The 14,340-nt window shown below is 61.1% G+C and carries 14 protein-coding genes; 9 read left to right on the top strand and 5 right to left on the bottom strand.

All coding sequences use genetic code 11. From position 1 onward, the window contains the following. Positions 1–7: 7 nt before the first annotated feature. A complete protein-coding gene (gene qhpR / locus AC2A6O_RS13355) occupies positions 8–1,033 on the bottom strand; it encodes an AraC-like transcriptional regulator QhpR (RefSeq protein WP_498927700.1) in 1,026 nt (341 codons plus the stop codon). A 240-nt stretch (positions 1,034–1,273) separates the two neighbouring features. On the opposite strand from qhpR, the gene qhpG reads away from it, so the two are divergent. The 8 genes from qhpG (at position 1,274) to AC2A6O_RS13315 (ending at position 10,419) form a co-directional block, all read left to right on the top strand. Further along, the gene (qhpG, locus tag AC2A6O_RS13350) at positions 1,274–2,623 is read left to right on the top strand and encodes a flavin-dependent monooxygenase QhpG (RefSeq protein ID WP_498927698.1); all 1,350 of its coding nucleotides are present in this window, start codon (positions 1,274–1,276) and stop codon (positions 2,621–2,623) included. Beyond that, positions 2,620–4,185, top strand: coding sequence for a quinohemoprotein amine dehydrogenase subunit alpha (gene peaA / locus AC2A6O_RS13345; RefSeq protein ID WP_498927696.1), 1,566 nt, complete (start codon positions 2,620–2,622; stop codon positions 4,183–4,185). The genes qhpG and peaA overlap by 4 nt, the downstream gene beginning before the upstream one ends. 17 nt (positions 4,186–4,202) lie before the next feature. Next, positions 4,203–5,639: a quinohemoprotein amine dehydrogenase maturation protein gene (gene peaB, locus AC2A6O_RS13340; protein WP_498927694.1), complete on the top strand. Its 1,437-nt coding sequence runs from the start codon at positions 4,203–4,205 to the stop codon at positions 5,637–5,639. Next, on the top strand, positions 5,636–5,968 hold the full coding sequence (gene qhpC / locus AC2A6O_RS13335) for a quinohemoprotein amine dehydrogenase subunit gamma (RefSeq protein WP_148586296.1): 333 nt from the start codon (positions 5,636–5,638) through the stop codon (positions 5,966–5,968). Before peaB ends, qhpC begins: the two co-directional genes overlap by 4 nt. 36 nt (positions 5,969–6,004) lie before the next feature. Next, positions 6,005–7,096 (top strand): quinohemoprotein amine dehydrogenase subunit beta, encoded by a 1,092-nt coding sequence (peaD, locus tag AC2A6O_RS13330; RefSeq protein WP_498927692.1) that lies wholly within the window; start codon positions 6,005–6,007, stop codon positions 7,094–7,096. Positions 7,097–7,252: 156 nt separating this feature from the next. Beyond that, positions 7,253–8,995, top strand: a complete 1,743-nt coding sequence (locus AC2A6O_RS13325) for an ABC transporter ATP-binding protein (protein WP_498927690.1) — start codon at positions 7,253–7,255, stop codon at positions 8,993–8,995. After that, positions 8,992–9,630, top strand: a complete 639-nt coding sequence (locus AC2A6O_RS13320) for a S8/S53 family peptidase (RefSeq protein ID WP_498927688.1) — start codon at positions 8,992–8,994, stop codon at positions 9,628–9,630. Before AC2A6O_RS13325 ends, AC2A6O_RS13320 begins: the two co-directional genes overlap by 4 nt. A gap of 126 nt (positions 9,631–9,756) precedes the next feature. Beyond that, positions 9,757–10,419 (top strand): helix-turn-helix domain-containing protein, encoded by a 663-nt coding sequence (locus AC2A6O_RS13315; RefSeq protein ID WP_498927686.1) that lies wholly within the window; start codon positions 9,757–9,759, stop codon positions 10,417–10,419. Here the strand turns inward: AC2A6O_RS13315 and AC2A6O_RS13310 are convergent. Next, positions 10,371–10,766, bottom strand: coding sequence for a VOC family protein (locus AC2A6O_RS13310; protein WP_498927684.1), 396 nt, complete (start codon positions 10,764–10,766; stop codon positions 10,371–10,373). The two genes, AC2A6O_RS13315 and AC2A6O_RS13310, sit on opposite strands and share 49 nt — an antisense overlap. Before the next feature lie 87 nt (positions 10,767–10,853). Next, positions 10,854–11,462: a TetR/AcrR family transcriptional regulator gene (locus AC2A6O_RS13305; RefSeq protein WP_498927682.1), complete on the bottom strand. Its 609-nt coding sequence runs from the start codon at positions 11,460–11,462 to the stop codon at positions 10,854–10,856. A gap of 139 nt (positions 11,463–11,601) precedes the next feature. Between AC2A6O_RS13305 and AC2A6O_RS13300 the strand changes: the two genes are divergently transcribed. Beyond that, complete coding sequence (locus tag AC2A6O_RS13300) at positions 11,602–12,030, top strand: VOC family protein (RefSeq protein WP_498927680.1); 429 nt, start codon at positions 11,602–11,604, stop codon at positions 12,028–12,030. Between the two features lie 156 nt (positions 12,031–12,186). Here AC2A6O_RS13300 and AC2A6O_RS13295 read toward each other — a convergent pair whose 3' ends face one another. Next, entirely contained in the window at positions 12,187–12,681 is a 495-nt protein-coding gene (locus AC2A6O_RS13295; protein WP_498927678.1) for a hypothetical protein, read from the bottom strand. A gap of 168 nt (positions 12,682–12,849) precedes the next feature. Further along, positions 12,850–14,316, bottom strand: a complete 1,467-nt coding sequence (locus tag AC2A6O_RS13290; RefSeq protein ID WP_498927676.1) for a hypothetical protein — start codon at positions 14,314–14,316, stop codon at positions 12,850–12,852. Between the last annotated feature and the right edge of the window lie 24 nt (positions 14,317–14,340).

Genomic DNA, 14,340 nt, shown 5'->3' with positions numbered 1-14,340 from the left:
GGGATCACTAGCGGGCAGGTGTCCGGCTATAGCTCAGCCGGTATTGCTTCGGCGTTATGCCGGTCTTGCGCTTGAACGCCCGCTCGAAGGCGGTCTGGTCGGAATAGTCAAGTTCGCAGGCAATCTGCGCCAGCGAGTGACTGGTGTCGACAAGGGCATGGCGGGCTATGCGATAGCGGCAGTCTTCCAGAAGGGTGGAAAAGCGCAAGCCTTCCTCGCCCAGGTGCCGGTGCAGGCTGCGGCGTGACAGGCCAAGCCTCCGCGCAACGGCTTCCTGGTCGGAAGCCCCTGAACCGAGCCCTTCGTAAATGGCCGTGCGGGTGCGGGCTGTCAAAGACTTGGTGTGGGACCTGCTCGCAAGAGCCTGGCTCAGACTGGCAAGGGCATTTCGATGACCGTCTTCGACCTCTCGTGGCATTGGTGCGCTCAGAACCCTTTCAGGAAAACTGAGAGCGTTCGTTTCACAGTCAAACAGGCAGAAACCCCCTGCGGTTTCCGCCCAGATCGACAGCGGGCGTGCAGAGGTATGTTCAAAGCAGATGAGATCGGGCTGCCAGTCGGCGCCTGCGCCACGCCGGATAAGTTCCCTTAACACGGACAGTGTGAATTCGGCATCCTGCCTGCGTGGCCAGATATCCGGATTGAGGATGCGGTAGGTGAGCGTGGCAACACCGTCTTCGACGGACAGCTGCAAATCCGTCTCGCTCTGGACGAATTTTATGAAGCGTTCAAAAGTCCGCAAGGCCGAGCCGACAGTGGATGCGGTCAAAAGCGCATCACCCAGCTCGCCGAGGTCGTGAAGACGAAGCCTGGGGCCAGTTTGCCAGCCGATGCCAGGTTGGTCGAGCATCGCCGCACCTTGCTCGTAAATTTCGACAAAGGAACACAGCGGTATCTCGACGTGCGTGTCGTGCCAGGCGTCAATCGGGACGCCACTCTGGCGTCCCAGTGCCGCAGGTTCGAGGCCCTTGTCGATCAGCATCGACTGCAGACCGCTCAAGGCACCTGAAATGATTGTTGCACTTCTTGGCATGACTCTCGCCCTCTCCCGACAGCCTCGCTTCAACCACCTGACGCAGGTGACGCCAAGTGGAAGTAACAAATACAGCAGAGTTCAGCAGCTGTTGCAATTGAGGTCCGCGGGATTTCAAGATCTACGTAAAGATTGGCCAAAATTGTCGAGAAGTACGCAAAAGCCCTCTCTCTAATGGGCAGCACAGAGAGATCCGGTTCAGTACCTTGAAAACTTGGGCGTCCGGACGAGGGAACAGATTTGGTAACCTGCATCGATGTGGCAGTGGCCGGCGGTGGACCCGCTGGTGCCTTCACAGCGCGTGAGCTGGCTCGTGCCGGGCTCAGCGTGCTCATGATCGACCCGGCAACTTGCCGACCCAGGCTGGAAGGCCTTGGCGAGCGGGTGGCGCAGCTTCTCATTGCCAAGGGGCTCGACGAAGCGCTGGCGGCTGCCAGCGCGCCCTTACCTCGTCATGTGACATGGGCCGGCCTCAACAGCACCGCCAATGGTGAGCGACTGGTCCGCCGTCATGTCTTCGATGAAGCCTTGAGGCGTGCAGCCCTTGAAGCGGGTGCGCAGACCCGACAGGCGCGCCTCGGCCGTATCCTGAAATCCGAAGTACATGAGGGCGTGCTCCTGAAGCTTTCGACAGGTGAGGAGGTCCGCGCACGGCTGCTGATCGACGCACGCGGTCGGCAAGCCGGTTCCGCCCAGCGCCTCAAAGGTCCGCAAACCCTGGCCATCGCAGGCCTGGTCCAGGAACCGGCAGGTGTTGCCGGCACCCATGTGGAAGCGACGCCGCAGGGTTGGCTCTGGGTTGCGGAAGATCCGGATTTTGGCCGTTGGCTGCAGATTTCCATCGGAGCTGACGATCTCAGCGGATCCGGTCAGGTAGCCCTGCGGGACCGGATGAGCCGGTTTCTTGCCCAGGAACAACTTGCCGGTCGGTTCTCAGATCTTTCCTTTCAGGATCCATTGATCGCCAGGGCCGCCGGTCTGGTTCTGTCTGCTCCTTGCCTGCAGCTTCCGGTCATTCCGGTTGGCGATGCCGCGGTTGCGATCGACCCCTTGTCCGGTCACGGGCTGTTCTGGGCCCTGTCCTCCGCACTTTCCGCGGTGCCGAGCGTGTTGACCATTCTGGAATACCCGGAAAAGGGGCCGCAACTCGCAGCCCGGTTCTACCGTGACCGCGTGGTGGAAACCTTCTGGCGTCAGGCCCGGACCGGGCGTGACTTCTACCGGCTGGAAACGCGTCTTTCTGGCAATTCTTTCTGGGGAGAGCGGGTTTGCTGGCCGGACGACGCGCCCTCACACCCGGACGTTTCGGAAATCCACCTGCAACAGCGCGTCGTTGTCGACAGCAACCGGCTGGTCGAACGGGAGGTTCTGGTGACGCCGCAGGATCCCGGCGGCGTTGCTTATGTCGCGGGTATCCCGGTTGGCGATCTCAAGCCGTTCTTTCCGTCTTCCGCAAGGGCGCAGCCACCGCCTTGCACACCGTCTCCCGCGCTCAAGGCCGCCTTCGGCTGGCTTGAAAGCCGCGGCCTTCTGCACGGCTCGTTGAGCCGCACACAACAACACCAGACCAAAACGAGGGAAACAGCATGATCAAACGAATGCGAAAGGGGCATCTGGCCGGCATTGCCGGGCTAATGCTTCTGATGCCTGTTCCAGCCGGGGCGCAGGATGGGGCTACGCTTCTGGAGGAAAATTGCAGCGGCTGTCATATGGTCGACGACAACGGCGCGCTCAGCCGTATCAGCGGCCAGCGCAAGACGCCCGAAGGCTGGCTGATGACCATCGTGCGCATGCGCCTCTTCCACGGATTGGAAATCGAGCCCGCCGTCCAGAGTGAGCTGGTCCATTACCTTTCCGATACGCAAGGCCTTGCCCCAAGCGAGACCGAAGGGCTGCGGTATGCTCTGGAACGCGATCCGGATTACCAGGAGCAGGTGGAAGCCCCGCTCGGCGAAATGTGCGCCCGTTGCCATTCCGGCGCCCGGTTCAAGCTGCAGCGGCGGACACCGGAAGAATGGGGTTTGCATATCGATTTCCACCTCGGCCAATGGCCGACCCTGGAATATCAGGCTCTTGCCCGCGACCGGCAATGGCTGAAACTGGCCCGCGAGGAAGTGGTGCCGCTTTTGGCCGAACGGTATCCGCTGGAATCGGAAGCCTGGAGCAAATGGCTGGCGGCCCAGAAGCCGGATGCCACCGGCAGATGGGTGTTTGCAACCACCCTGCCGGAAAAGGGCGAGGCCTATGGCGCGCTTGAAGTCACCGGCGATAGCCAGCCTTATGAGGTATCCGGCACGTTGATGACCGTCGACGGCGAAGAGTTGACCCTTTCCGGCAAGTTGAACGTCTACACGGGCTACGAATGGCGCGCCAACCTTGACATTGGCGGCACGAAGTACCGGCAGATCCTGGAAATTTCGGAAGACGGCAGCAGTCTGAGCGGCCGCCAGTTCCTGCATGCCGAAGACAGCCTGGGAGGTGCCTTCAAGGCGGCCAGGGCGGATGGTGATCCGGCCATTGTTGGCGTGGTTCCGTCCACTGTTCCGGCCGGCAGCAACGCAAAGGTTCAGATCGTCGGCACAGGGCTTGGCGAAGTCGCCCTCAGCGGTGCGCTTGAGGCCACTGGTGGAGAGGCCAATTCCTATGGTGCAGCCATCGACGTGGACCCCGCCGCAGATGCCGACGGCCTGATCACGATTGCCTCCGGGGATACCACTTCCGAAGACACGCTTGCTGTCTACAGCCATATCGACAGCCTGAAGGTGGAACCGGCCTTTGCGGTTGCCCGTGTCGGTGGCGGCGGTGGTTCAGCCGGCAAGGTTCCGGCGCACTTCGATGCGGTCGGCTACTGGAACGGTCCGGACGGTAAGCCGGGGACGAAAGACGATATCCGCATCGGCTCCGTGCCGGCTACCTGGTCGGTCGCGCCCTTCAACGAAGAAGCGGAAGAGCTCAAGGACACGCAATTCGCAGGGACGATGGACGAAACGCTCGGCATCTTCATGCCGGCCGTTGCCGGCCCCAATCCCGACCGTCCGTTCTCCACCAACAATGCGGGCAATTTGAAGGTGCTGGCAACCAGCGGCGAGGCGACCGGTGAAGGTCAGCTCATCGTTACGGTGCAGCGCTGGAACGATCCCCCGATCCGCTGAAACAGGAGTTTGAAACCATGGGATATCTCTTTTTTCAGCCGCAGAACGCGCATCGGGTCGAGGTGGACGGGCGTCATCTGCTCTTCCACGTGCCGACGACATCTCTGTTCGAGATCGACCGGCTCGACAATGACGTGATTGACCTCTTCAGCAACCGCAACAAGGTTTCCGAAGACGATGTCCGGGAGCGTTTCGGCGGCCGTGTCGATCCGAGCGAGGTGACCGAGCGAATCCGTTCGCTGCTGGATCTCGACATCATCACCGACGGCCGCCCGCCAAGGGCGGAACGGCCGCCGATCCATATCCAGAACTTCCCGCTGACGACGATTGTCCTCAACGTCAACACGGGCTGCAATCTCTCCTGTACCTATTGTTACAAGGAGGATCTGGATACGCCGTCCAAGGGCCGGCGGATGGCGTTCGAGACAGCAAAACGCTCAATCGAACTGCTGCTGGCGGAAAGCCCCGACCGAGACAGCTACAATATTGTCTTCTTTGGCGGCGAACCGCTCAGCAACCTTGGCCTGATCAAGGAAGTGGTTGCCTACGCGGAAGAGCGTTTCGGCTCTCTCGGCAAGCGTGTCGACTTCACCATGACGACCAACGCGACACTTCTGACCGAGGAAATCGTCGACTGGCTCAACGCCCACCGGTTCGGCTTGACCGTTTCGATGGACGGGCCGAAGGCGCTTCACGACAAGAACCGCAAGACTGTCGGCGGCAAGGGCACCTACAACGTCGTTGCCTCCAAGACCAGGATGCTGCTGGAACGCTACACCTCTCGCCCTGTCGGCGGGCGGGTGACGCTGACCCATGGCGTGACGGCGGTCTACGAGATCTGGGATCACCTGAAAAACGAGATCGGCTTTCATGAAGTCGGCTTCTCGCCGGTGACCTCCGGTCCCATCGCGCCGTTCAACCTGACCGGAGACGAGCTTCAGACAGTGTTCGACGAGATGAAACGTCTCGGGAAGCACTATCGGGATGAAGCGCTTCTGGGGCGCAACATCGGTTTTTCCAACATGCACCAGCTCATGAACGACCTTTACGAAGGCCGGTCCAAGGCTCTGCCTTGCGGAGCCGGGCTCGGCATGCTGGCGGTCGATCACGAGGGCGGGCTCAATCTCTGCCACCGGTTCACCGGTTCCGACATGGAGACCTACGGCACGGTCGATGGTGGCATTGAAAAGCAGAAGCTGGCCCGCTTCATCGAGGACAGGGCCGACCGCACCGACAAGGGCTGCTCCACCTGCCGCATCCGCAATATCTGCGCGGGCGGCTGCTACCACGAGAGTTACGCCCATTTCTCCGATCCGATGAAGCCGACCTACCACTATTGCGACCTCATGCGCGACTGGGTGGATTTCGGCATCGGCGTTTATGGCGAGTTGATCGCCGGCGCACCGGCATTCTTTTCGGATCACATCATGCCTCGGAGGGCATTCGGCAAATGAGACACTTGAAACCCCTGAACCAGAAAGCCGACCGCGTGGTCACTGCGGTCGAAACCGACAAGATGGACGAAGTGCGGGCCATGCAGTCTGTGGTCGTGGGCTGCACAGCAACCCTCGATCCCGGCTGGGAGGTCGACCCGTTCGGCGGTGTCGCCGCCCTTTGCCAGCCGATGGAGGCCGATCTTTACGGCTGCTCTGACCCGTGCTGGTGGCCGGCCCAGGTGCCGGACACGATCAATTCCTATCCGGATTGGGGCGCCGATGCCGACAATGCCAGCAAGGACTGGCGCTCGCTCGGAACGGTTTTCCCGTCCGACAGCGAAACCTGACCGGCTGATGCCCTACAAGATATTCGGAGAAACCCGATGCGAAATCTGATTGCTGCGGCAGCCGCAGCCCTGGCCCTGAGCGTTACTGCTCTACCGGCCATCGCCAAGGACCTGATCGTCGCGGTGGCAAAGCCCGACCGGCTGTATGTCATCGATGCCAAGGCGCGCAAGGTACAGAACGACTGCAAGCTCGACTTCAACCTGATCCCCGGTGTCATCGTCATGTCCCCGGACAACAAGATCGCCTACATCCTCGGAAATCGCTGGGAAGACGTGTTCGGCGTTGATCTTTCCACCTGCGAAACCGTGTTTTCGGCGTATCAGTCCGAAGGCAATGTCCGGCGCAAGTCAATTGCGTCCCTGGCCGTTTCCAAGGATGGCAAGGAAGTCTACACGGTGCGCAATCCGGTGCGGCTGCATGCCGACCGCTATGAGATCATGGAGCCGGAAGTCGCGGTCTACGAGACGGCTGCGGGTCTCGACGCCGAACCTGTGCGTACTTTCCCAGCCCCGCGCCGTATGACGGTGATGTCGGCCGGCGAGGATGGCATGATCTATGCCGCGGGACACGAGATCTATGCCATCGACCCGAAGACAGGCGAGATCTCGATCAAGATCAAGAATGCGTCCTGGGACCGGAAGACCTACTCACCGCCGGACGTGCTGGCCTTCTGGCCCATCGGCACGCAGGCCAACGAATTCCTGCTGCTGTATTCGGCCGCCAAGTTCACCGACGAGTCGATGAGCGAGATTGCCGATTTCGTGTGGGGATACCAATCGGTTGACCTGGCGACAGGGAAAAGCGAAATGCAGGATTTCGCCAGCCTGGAAGTCATCATGTTCTCCGCTGTGCGCGACCCCAACGACAAGAGCAAGCTCTACGGTGTCTACACTCAGCTTTCCAAACATGATGTCGAGACGAAGGAGCTGATCAAGCGGGTTGACCTGCCGCACACCTATTACTGTATCAACATCTCCTCCGACGGCACGGAAATCTATGTCGGCGGGACCAATGACGATATCGGCGTCTACGATGCCGAGACCCTGGAACGCATCGGCGAAATCTACCTGCCTTCGGGCGGTGACATGGCTGCCAGTACGATGCAGGTGATCAACACAGGCAGTTAGGTCACGCGATAAACTTCGTTGTCATCCCGGAAAGCGAAACACGTACCGGGGCCGAGGACACCTTGAACTCCTGTTCGAGCAACGGTTTGATGAGGTTCCTCGGTCCCGGTTTTCGCCGGGATGACAATGAAGAGACATGAGAGGCATGGAAAGCGGATGAAACAGGCAGTTTCCTTGCAAGGAGCAGACCAGGCCGGGCCAGCGCCGTCCCGGCCTTTGCTGCTGCGTGGCCTGTTCAACCGGGTTTTCGGCAGCCGCGAGGCGGCATGGCTCGTGCCGCTGGTCGCGCCCTACCGGTGGCCGCTGGCGATGCTGTTTCTGTTGTCCCTTGTGGCGGCAGGGGCGGCGCTGGTGCCGCCGTATCTTACCAAGCTTGTCATCGACCGGGGCCTGATGGCCGGAGACAAGCAGGCGCTTGTCCTGTTTGTGGCCATGCTCTTTGGCGTGGGGCTGGCGGCGCTGGCGCTTGGGGCGCTCAACTCTCTGCTGCACTTGCGGTTTTCGGCACGACTTTTGAAAGACCTGCGCCGTTCGGCCGTTGACAGGATCCTTGCCCAGTCGCCCCGCTGGCAGGCGAAACAATCCATCGGCGAACTCATGAGCCGTCTGGATGGCGATGCCGGGGAAGTGCAGCAATTCACCTTCGCAGTGCTGGTCAATGGCGGCGGCAGCCTTCTGAGGCTGATCGGCGGTCTGGTCATGCTGTTTGTACTGGCGCCCAAACTGGCCCTTCTGGCGCTCGCATTGGCACCGGTCGAGCTGTTGTTTTTCGCCCGTGCCCGGCCCGTGACCCAGAAGAAGGCAGGGGAAGTGCGGCACGCGCGCGGGGTGCTGGCGTCGGGCCTGGCGGAGACCATCACCGGTCTCGGGGCCTTGCGGGCACTCAACGCGACCGGTGCGGCGGCAAATCGGATTGAAGCGCGGCAGCAAAGCCTCGTTGCGGCCTTGCTGTCGGCGCAGATGTGGAACGAGGTGACGCGGGCGGTGCCGATGCTGCTGACAGCGATCCTGCGCGGTGCTGTGTTTCTGGTCGGCGGGCTGGCGGTGATCGACGGCACGATGCCGCTCGGGTCTCTGATTGCCTTCACCGCCTACCTCGCTTTCCTGATTGGCCCGATGCAGTCGTTGATCTCGCTCTGGCACGGACAGGCCCGCATGAAGGCGGCGCTCGACCGGCTGGACAGGATCATGAGCGCGGTGCCGGATGTGCAGGATCCGGCGTCGCCTGTGCCACTGGCTGCCGATGGCGGCGAATTGGTGCTGGCCGGTGTTGCCTATGCGCCGGATGGAGGCAAACCTCTGTTCGAGAATGTCTCCCTGACCGTGCCCAAGGGGCAGAAAATCCGGCTGAGTGGACCATCCGGCATCGGCAAGACATCGCTGCTGTCGTTGCTTCAGCGCCATGATGATCCGAAAGCTGGAACCATCCTTCTGGATGGCACGGATCTGCGCCAGCTGTCGCTCCACGATGTTCGGGCGGTCGTCGCTCTGGTGCCGCAAAAGGGGCATGTCTTTTCGGGCACCGTGGCGGACAACCTTAGTCTTGGAGCTGCTGCCGCGGATGAAGACGACATGCACGCCGTTCTGCAGTTCGTGGAACTGGAAGATCGTTTCGCAGGTGCAGGACTTGAAACGATGCTGGGCGAGGGCGGGCTGGACCTCTCCGGTGGCGAGCGCCAGCGGCTGTGTCTTGCCCGGGCCCTGCTGCAGCCGTTTCAGGTTCTGATCCTTGACGAAAGCCTGTCGGAAGTCGACGCGGACCGGGTTTCGCGGATCATGGCGCGGATCGACAGCCGATTTGGCGACCGCACCCGCCTTGTCGTCACCCATGGGGACGCTGAACGGTATGGCGCTTTTGACGGCGAGCTGACATTGCAGGCGGGGGAGGCCGTTTCGTGATCCGGGTCGGGCTGATAGACGGTGCCTTGCCGCAGGGCTGGGCGGGGTTGGCGGCGCAAGAGTGGTTTTGCAGGCCGGATGGCGCTGACCTTGCAACGGGCCATGCCGAGGCCATGGCACAGACCCTGAGCGCGCACGCGGAAGATGTTCAGTTGGTCAATGCCATTGTGTTTCCAGGGCAGCTTTCGACGTCGCTGGAGGCCGTCTGTGCTGCCTTCACCTGGCTTGCGCAAGATCCGCCAGACATCGTCTTATGTGCCTTCGGTATGGCGCGCTCAACCATCGAGCTGTCAGTGGCCGTCACCCGGCTGCAACAGGCGGGCAGTCTGATTGTCGGTTCCGCACCGGCGCGGGGCGGCAACGCCTACCCGGCGGCCTTTGAAGGTGTCCTGTCAGTGCAAGGCGATGCGCGCTGTGAGCCAGGAGACCTTTCGCGGCTGGACCTGCCCCACGCAACCTTCGGGGCTTGTCCGACTGCCATAGAGCGAGACGATATCCGCGGTGCAAGCGCGGCGGCAGCGCATCTGGCCGGGCTGCTGGCGAAATCGGCTCAAAAGGCGGACAGATCCGCCGTGGACGGACTTGAGACTTTTACACGCTATTGGGGGCGGGAGCGGCGCGAGGCAGCGCTCTAGTCTGACCGAAGTGAATTTGCAGCATGGACCTCTCCAGCGAGATCGCATTTCATCATTTCAGACGCGGAGGGGGGCGCACGTTGAGGCTTCTCGCTTGCGTGCTGGCCAGCTGATAAAGATCTCCTCATGAGCGGCATGGTCAGATTCGAAAAATGGCATCACCGGATCGACAGGGCGGAAAATGCCCTGATCTTTCCGGATGGCTGCCGTGATGTGCTGGTGGTACGCGAGCGGGGCAGGCGGGAAAAGGTTCTGCTGACGGATCTGGATTTTCAGCCGCGTGTTTCAGAACTTGCGGAGGGAACACAAATCACGGGGTTCCGGTTGCGCCCTGGGGCCGTGGTGACAGACGAGGTTCTTGCGGCCGTCGCGCGCGATTGCGCGCAGTTGGAAGATATCCTCGGCAATGCCCTTGATGAGACCAACGATCTGGACGATGTGATCGTTGCCCTGACGCTGCCGCTGGCAACCGTGGAGCGGGTGTCGAAGCAGGCGGGCGTTTCGGTGCGAACACTGCAGAGGCGGTTTCGGGAGCAGGGATTGCCACCACCGGAGTATTGGCGCTTGCTCGCGCGGGCCCGCAGGGCGGCAGGCTTTCTGGCGACCGAGCTGCCGCTGGTGGAGATCGCGTCCGCCTGCGGTTTCAGCGACCAGGCCCATATGACGCGTGACCTGAGACGCTGGTTTGGCGGCTCACCGGCGCAATTGCGCCGGGACCCTTATTGCATGTCGCTGTTGTCTCAACCGGCACTCGGCAACTGGACCGGCGAGCAGATCTCGACGAGGTAACCGAACGGATCGCTCACATAGGAGGTGATCTGGCCCCAGGGCTCCTCGCGCACATCCTGCAACTTGTTTGCACCGGTGGCGACGGCGCGGGCGAGGGAGGCTGCAACGTCCTCCGTTTCAAAGGCCAGTTCGAACACCGGTGAACTTGGGTTGGGCGTGCCTGGTGTCTTGCCGAGCTGAGACATCAGCGACTTGGAGGAAAAGGCGAGTTTCGTCTCTCCGGTTGCCAGTTCGCCATAGTCGCCGGAGTCATGCAGGAACAGCCGCTCCAGTCCGAAGGCCTTCTCGTAAAAATCGAGCGCCGCGGGTACATTGTCGACATAGAGGATGGTGTATCTGAGGATCACTTGGGTCTCCCGCTTGGTTGGTTCGTCGCCAGCCTTAGAAGCTTGTTGGTCCGCCGTCTTGAAGCATCGCGACATGAACGCTGATCGTCAGTCGGTCAGGAGCCCGGCCAGCAGTTTGCGGGTCGCGGTTTCATAGGCTTGTCTGTCCCCCCCATTCGCAATGGCCAATGCCGCACGGTCGAACGCGGAGGAAAGCAGATTGGCCAACGGTTCCAACGGAACGTCTTTCAGCGCACCATGATGGGCCGCGTGGCGCAGGCCTTCCAGAAGCGTTGCGCCGCCGGTTTGCCGGTCGATCTCAGCCATTTCCGCCAGACCCAGCACGGTTGGTCCTTCCAGCATCATGATCCTGGCCCGGCCTGCAACGGACATTGCCGAGAAATAGGCACTGGCCCCTGACATAAAGGCATCGAGCGGTGTCTGGGCGGTGTTCGTCTGACTGTTGATCTCTGCCGCAATCGCTTCGGCTTCCTGCTCGACCAGTGCCCGCATCAGATCCGCCTTGTCGGCGAAGTGATGATAGAGGGCGCCACGGGTAACGTCGGCGGCTTTCACGATCTCCGGTGTTCCGGTTTCCGCGTAGCCTTTTTCAACGATCAGCGCGCGCGCCGCCTCCAGCAGGGCCTTGCGCGTTTCCGCGCGCCGTTCCGCCTGCGTGCGCCGCTCACCAGTCTTCTCCGGGCTCTTATCTTGCATACATGCAGCCTGTATGTTAATCAAAAGATACATGCAGATTGTATGTATATTTGTTGCGCTTGAAAAGCCTCAAGACGTGGCCGAGGCCGGACGGAGCGGGCCATTGCCACCCGGCTTGGCGATGAACAGGAGAGAAGCGATGAAATGTACCCAGTATTACCCTGTCCTCATGACTGACAAAGTTGCCGAAACAGTCCGGTTCTATTCTGACAATTTTCGCTTCAAGGCGGTGTTCGAAGCCGACTGGTATGTGCATCTGCAGTCGGAAGAAGACGAAAACGTCAACCTCGCCATCCTGGATCAGACCCACGAAACCATTCCGGAAACCGGCCGTGGACGGGGAGCGAATGGACTTCTGCTCAATTTCGAAGTTGAGAATGTGGACGCGGTTTATGAGAGAGCGCGGGCAAACGGGCTGCCTGTCTTGCAGGTTTTACGGGACGAGGCCTTTGGTCAGCGCCATTTCATCACCTGCGACCCAAACGGGGTGATGATCGACGTGATCAAGCCGATCCCGCCGAGCGAAGAGTTTCTGAAGCAGTTCGCCGCTGAAGCTGTACCGGCGTGACAGGTCAAAAGTGTTGCCGGTGAATGCGTTCGGAGTGAGGTGAGGTTCCGCCCTGTTGTGAGCCGCTCCGGTGCAGTCCGGCACAGTTCGATACGAAAAAGGCGTGGCCGGAGATGCGGCCACGCCTCTTTTATTCTTAGAGTGACGGTGTGCCCGTCAGGAAGACAGCGGCGGACAGGTGCTGCCCTGTTCCGCGCGCGATTTCAGGCCTTGCAGGCTCTGCATCGTGTTCGGGTTGCCCGGCAGGACGAAGCTCTGCTCCAGCGCGGTTCGCACATTGTTGATCACGGCAAGGTCCTGCACAGCAAGTGTCTGGCAAGGCGTGCCGGTGAAGCGAACACGAATGCGGATCACCCGCTGGCCGTTGTCGGACGGTCCGAATTCAGAATCGAGCGCCGGATTTTGGCCGGTCATCGGCCGTTCCAGAACCACCATGTTGGGTTGATCCTGCAACACGACGGTGCCGCGTTCCTTGGCGCTGGAAACGAGGGCGGACCGCACGCTTGCCGGATCGGCAGCGATCTTCACCGATTGCGCACCGGCCGGCACACTCAGCTTCGGCTGATCGGGCAGCGATGACCGTTGAGTGGGGCCAGACTGACAGGCAGCAACAGCAAGGGCGCAAAAAGCGGATAAAAAGATACGTCGCATGGGCAGTCCCAAGGTTAAAATGGTCATAATTGGAGCCGATCTAAAACACGTCTTCGCAAAGCGCAAGAAAACTGCATGTGATCGCCACCCTGTTCTGGTCGTAAACTGACATAACACTCCTAACGAAGCCTTGTGGCGGCAGGACGGCGAAGTTTTCCTCGTCTGAGGTCAGAATGTATCGCCAGTCTTGAAGCCGCTACCACCAAAACTGCCGCCGCTTTTAAATCCGCCACCGCCGAAGCTGCCGCTGTTGCCGGACCTTTTGCCCGAACCGCCGCCGAACCCGCCGCCAAAACCTCCCATGGACTTGGGAAGGCCCGAACCGTTCGGGAACGCAACTTGGCGCCCCTTCGGTTTGCGGCGTTTGTGCGAACGTTCGGCACGCGCCCAGTATTCAGCACCTGTGATCGCCCCCTTGACCAACTCGCCCAGAAGGACGGTGGTCAGCTTCTCGTCAGAGAACGTCGACCCCCAGCTGCCATAGTTATTGGAACGGAAACGCTTGATGACCTCCGCGAGTTCCCCCCTGCGTCGACCAATATCGCGCTGCAGCTCCCGGTCCTGACGGATTTCGCGGGCGACCTGCTCAACGCGTTCCCTCAAATCCTCGATCCGCTGTACGATTTTTTCGTCCTCGGGAGAGGGGGTGTCGAGCGCTGCGCGCCACAAGTCGTTCAGATCGTCCGACTGCAGCGAAACGGACAGATGCTCTTCCGCCTTCTGAAAATCGGCGTCTTCCCCGCTGGAGAACTCGGCAAGGGCGGAGGAAAGTGTCTCTATTCGCCGGTCCAGAGTGTCGAGTTCGTTGTCGATACGCTCGATGTCCGCGCTGAGCGTTTCAATGGTACCGACGAGGTCTGTTCCGGCCGCATCCGTCATGGCGTTGCGGCTGAATTCGGCGAGTTTGTCCTGTTCTTCCCGGGCGATTTCCGCACAGCGCTCCGCATGTCGGGCCATCCGTTCCGGAATGCTGGTCAGCATGGCGAAGTTGGCACGTGCGTCGTTGAAGCCGACAAGGCCGGCGACCCAACGGTCAAGCGAGCGCACAAGACCGCGATGGGCATAGGCGGGTGTTCCGAAACCCCGCTGCCACAAATACATGAACAGGGGATCGGCCTCATAGGCCTTGCCTTTTTCCTTACGGTCCTTTTCGGAGGTCGCCGCCTTGGCAGCAGCAGCCTCGGCAGTGGCAATGGCTGCTTCTGTCCGTTCACGCTGCGCCTGGTAAGCGGCATCGCCTTCCAGGCGGCCGTCGACGGCCTCCATCAACTCGTCCATCTGGTTTTCGGCCGCGTCACGCGCGGTGTCCAGCTCAACCCGCTTTTTCTGCAGCTGGCTGCGGTCGCTTTCACACTGGCGCAGCTGCTCGGTCAGGACCTTGTAATCGGCAGTACGCTTGTCGAGAAGTTTACGAGCTTCCCGTGCTGCGCTGTCGAGGCGTGTGTTGAGGGTTCCGGCACTGTCGGTGTCGAGACGGAACCGGGCAAGATCACGGTAGGCTTCGCTCTGGCGTTCCTGCAGGTCCGTCAGCGCTCTTGTCGAACGTTCGATCCGTTTGCTCAGCTCGGCTTCTTCCCGGCGCAGATCGGCGAGTGACTGCTCGATCGTGCCTAGCGTCTGGCGTCCTGTCAGCATGCCGATGCCTCCCGTTGAGGCGGT

It is taken from the genome of Labrenzia sp. ATLA3, assembly GCF_057180185.1.
This window is presented reverse-complemented; position numbering and strand designations above follow the sequence as displayed.

What these genes read in the sequence shown, in the direction of transcription:
- qhpR (WP_498927700.1), bottom strand. Translation starts at nt 1,033, where the DNA reads ATGCCAAGAAGTGCAACAATCATTTCAGGTGCCTTGAGCGGTCTGCAG.
- peaA (WP_498927696.1), top strand. Translation starts at nt 2,620, where the DNA reads ATGATCAAACGAATGCGAAAGGGGCATCTGGCCGGCATTGCCGGGCTA.
- peaB (WP_498927694.1), top strand. Translation starts at nt 4,203, where the DNA reads ATGGGATATCTCTTTTTTCAGCCGCAGAACGCGCATCGGGTCGAGGTG.
- qhpC (WP_148586296.1), top strand. Translation starts at nt 5,636, where the DNA reads ATGAGACACTTGAAACCCCTGAACCAGAAAGCCGACCGCGTGGTCACT.
- peaD (WP_498927692.1), top strand. Translation starts at nt 6,005, where the DNA reads ATGCGAAATCTGATTGCTGCGGCAGCCGCAGCCCTGGCCCTGAGCGTT.
- AC2A6O_RS13325 (WP_498927690.1), top strand. Translation starts at nt 7,253, where the DNA reads ATGAAACAGGCAGTTTCCTTGCAAGGAGCAGACCAGGCCGGGCCAGCG.
- AC2A6O_RS13315 (WP_498927686.1), top strand. Translation starts at nt 9,757, where the DNA reads ATGAGCGGCATGGTCAGATTCGAAAAATGGCATCACCGGATCGACAGG.
- AC2A6O_RS13305 (WP_498927682.1), bottom strand. Translation starts at nt 11,462, where the DNA reads ATGCAAGATAAGAGCCCGGAGAAGACTGGTGAGCGGCGCACGCAGGCG.
- AC2A6O_RS13300 (WP_498927680.1), top strand. Translation starts at nt 11,602, where the DNA reads ATGAAATGTACCCAGTATTACCCTGTCCTCATGACTGACAAAGTTGCC.
- AC2A6O_RS13295 (WP_498927678.1), bottom strand. Translation starts at nt 12,681, where the DNA reads ATGCGACGTATCTTTTTATCCGCTTTTTGCGCCCTTGCTGTTGCTGCC.
- AC2A6O_RS13290 (WP_498927676.1), bottom strand. Translation starts at nt 14,316, where the DNA reads ATGCTGACAGGACGCCAGACGCTAGGCACGATCGAGCAGTCACTCGCC.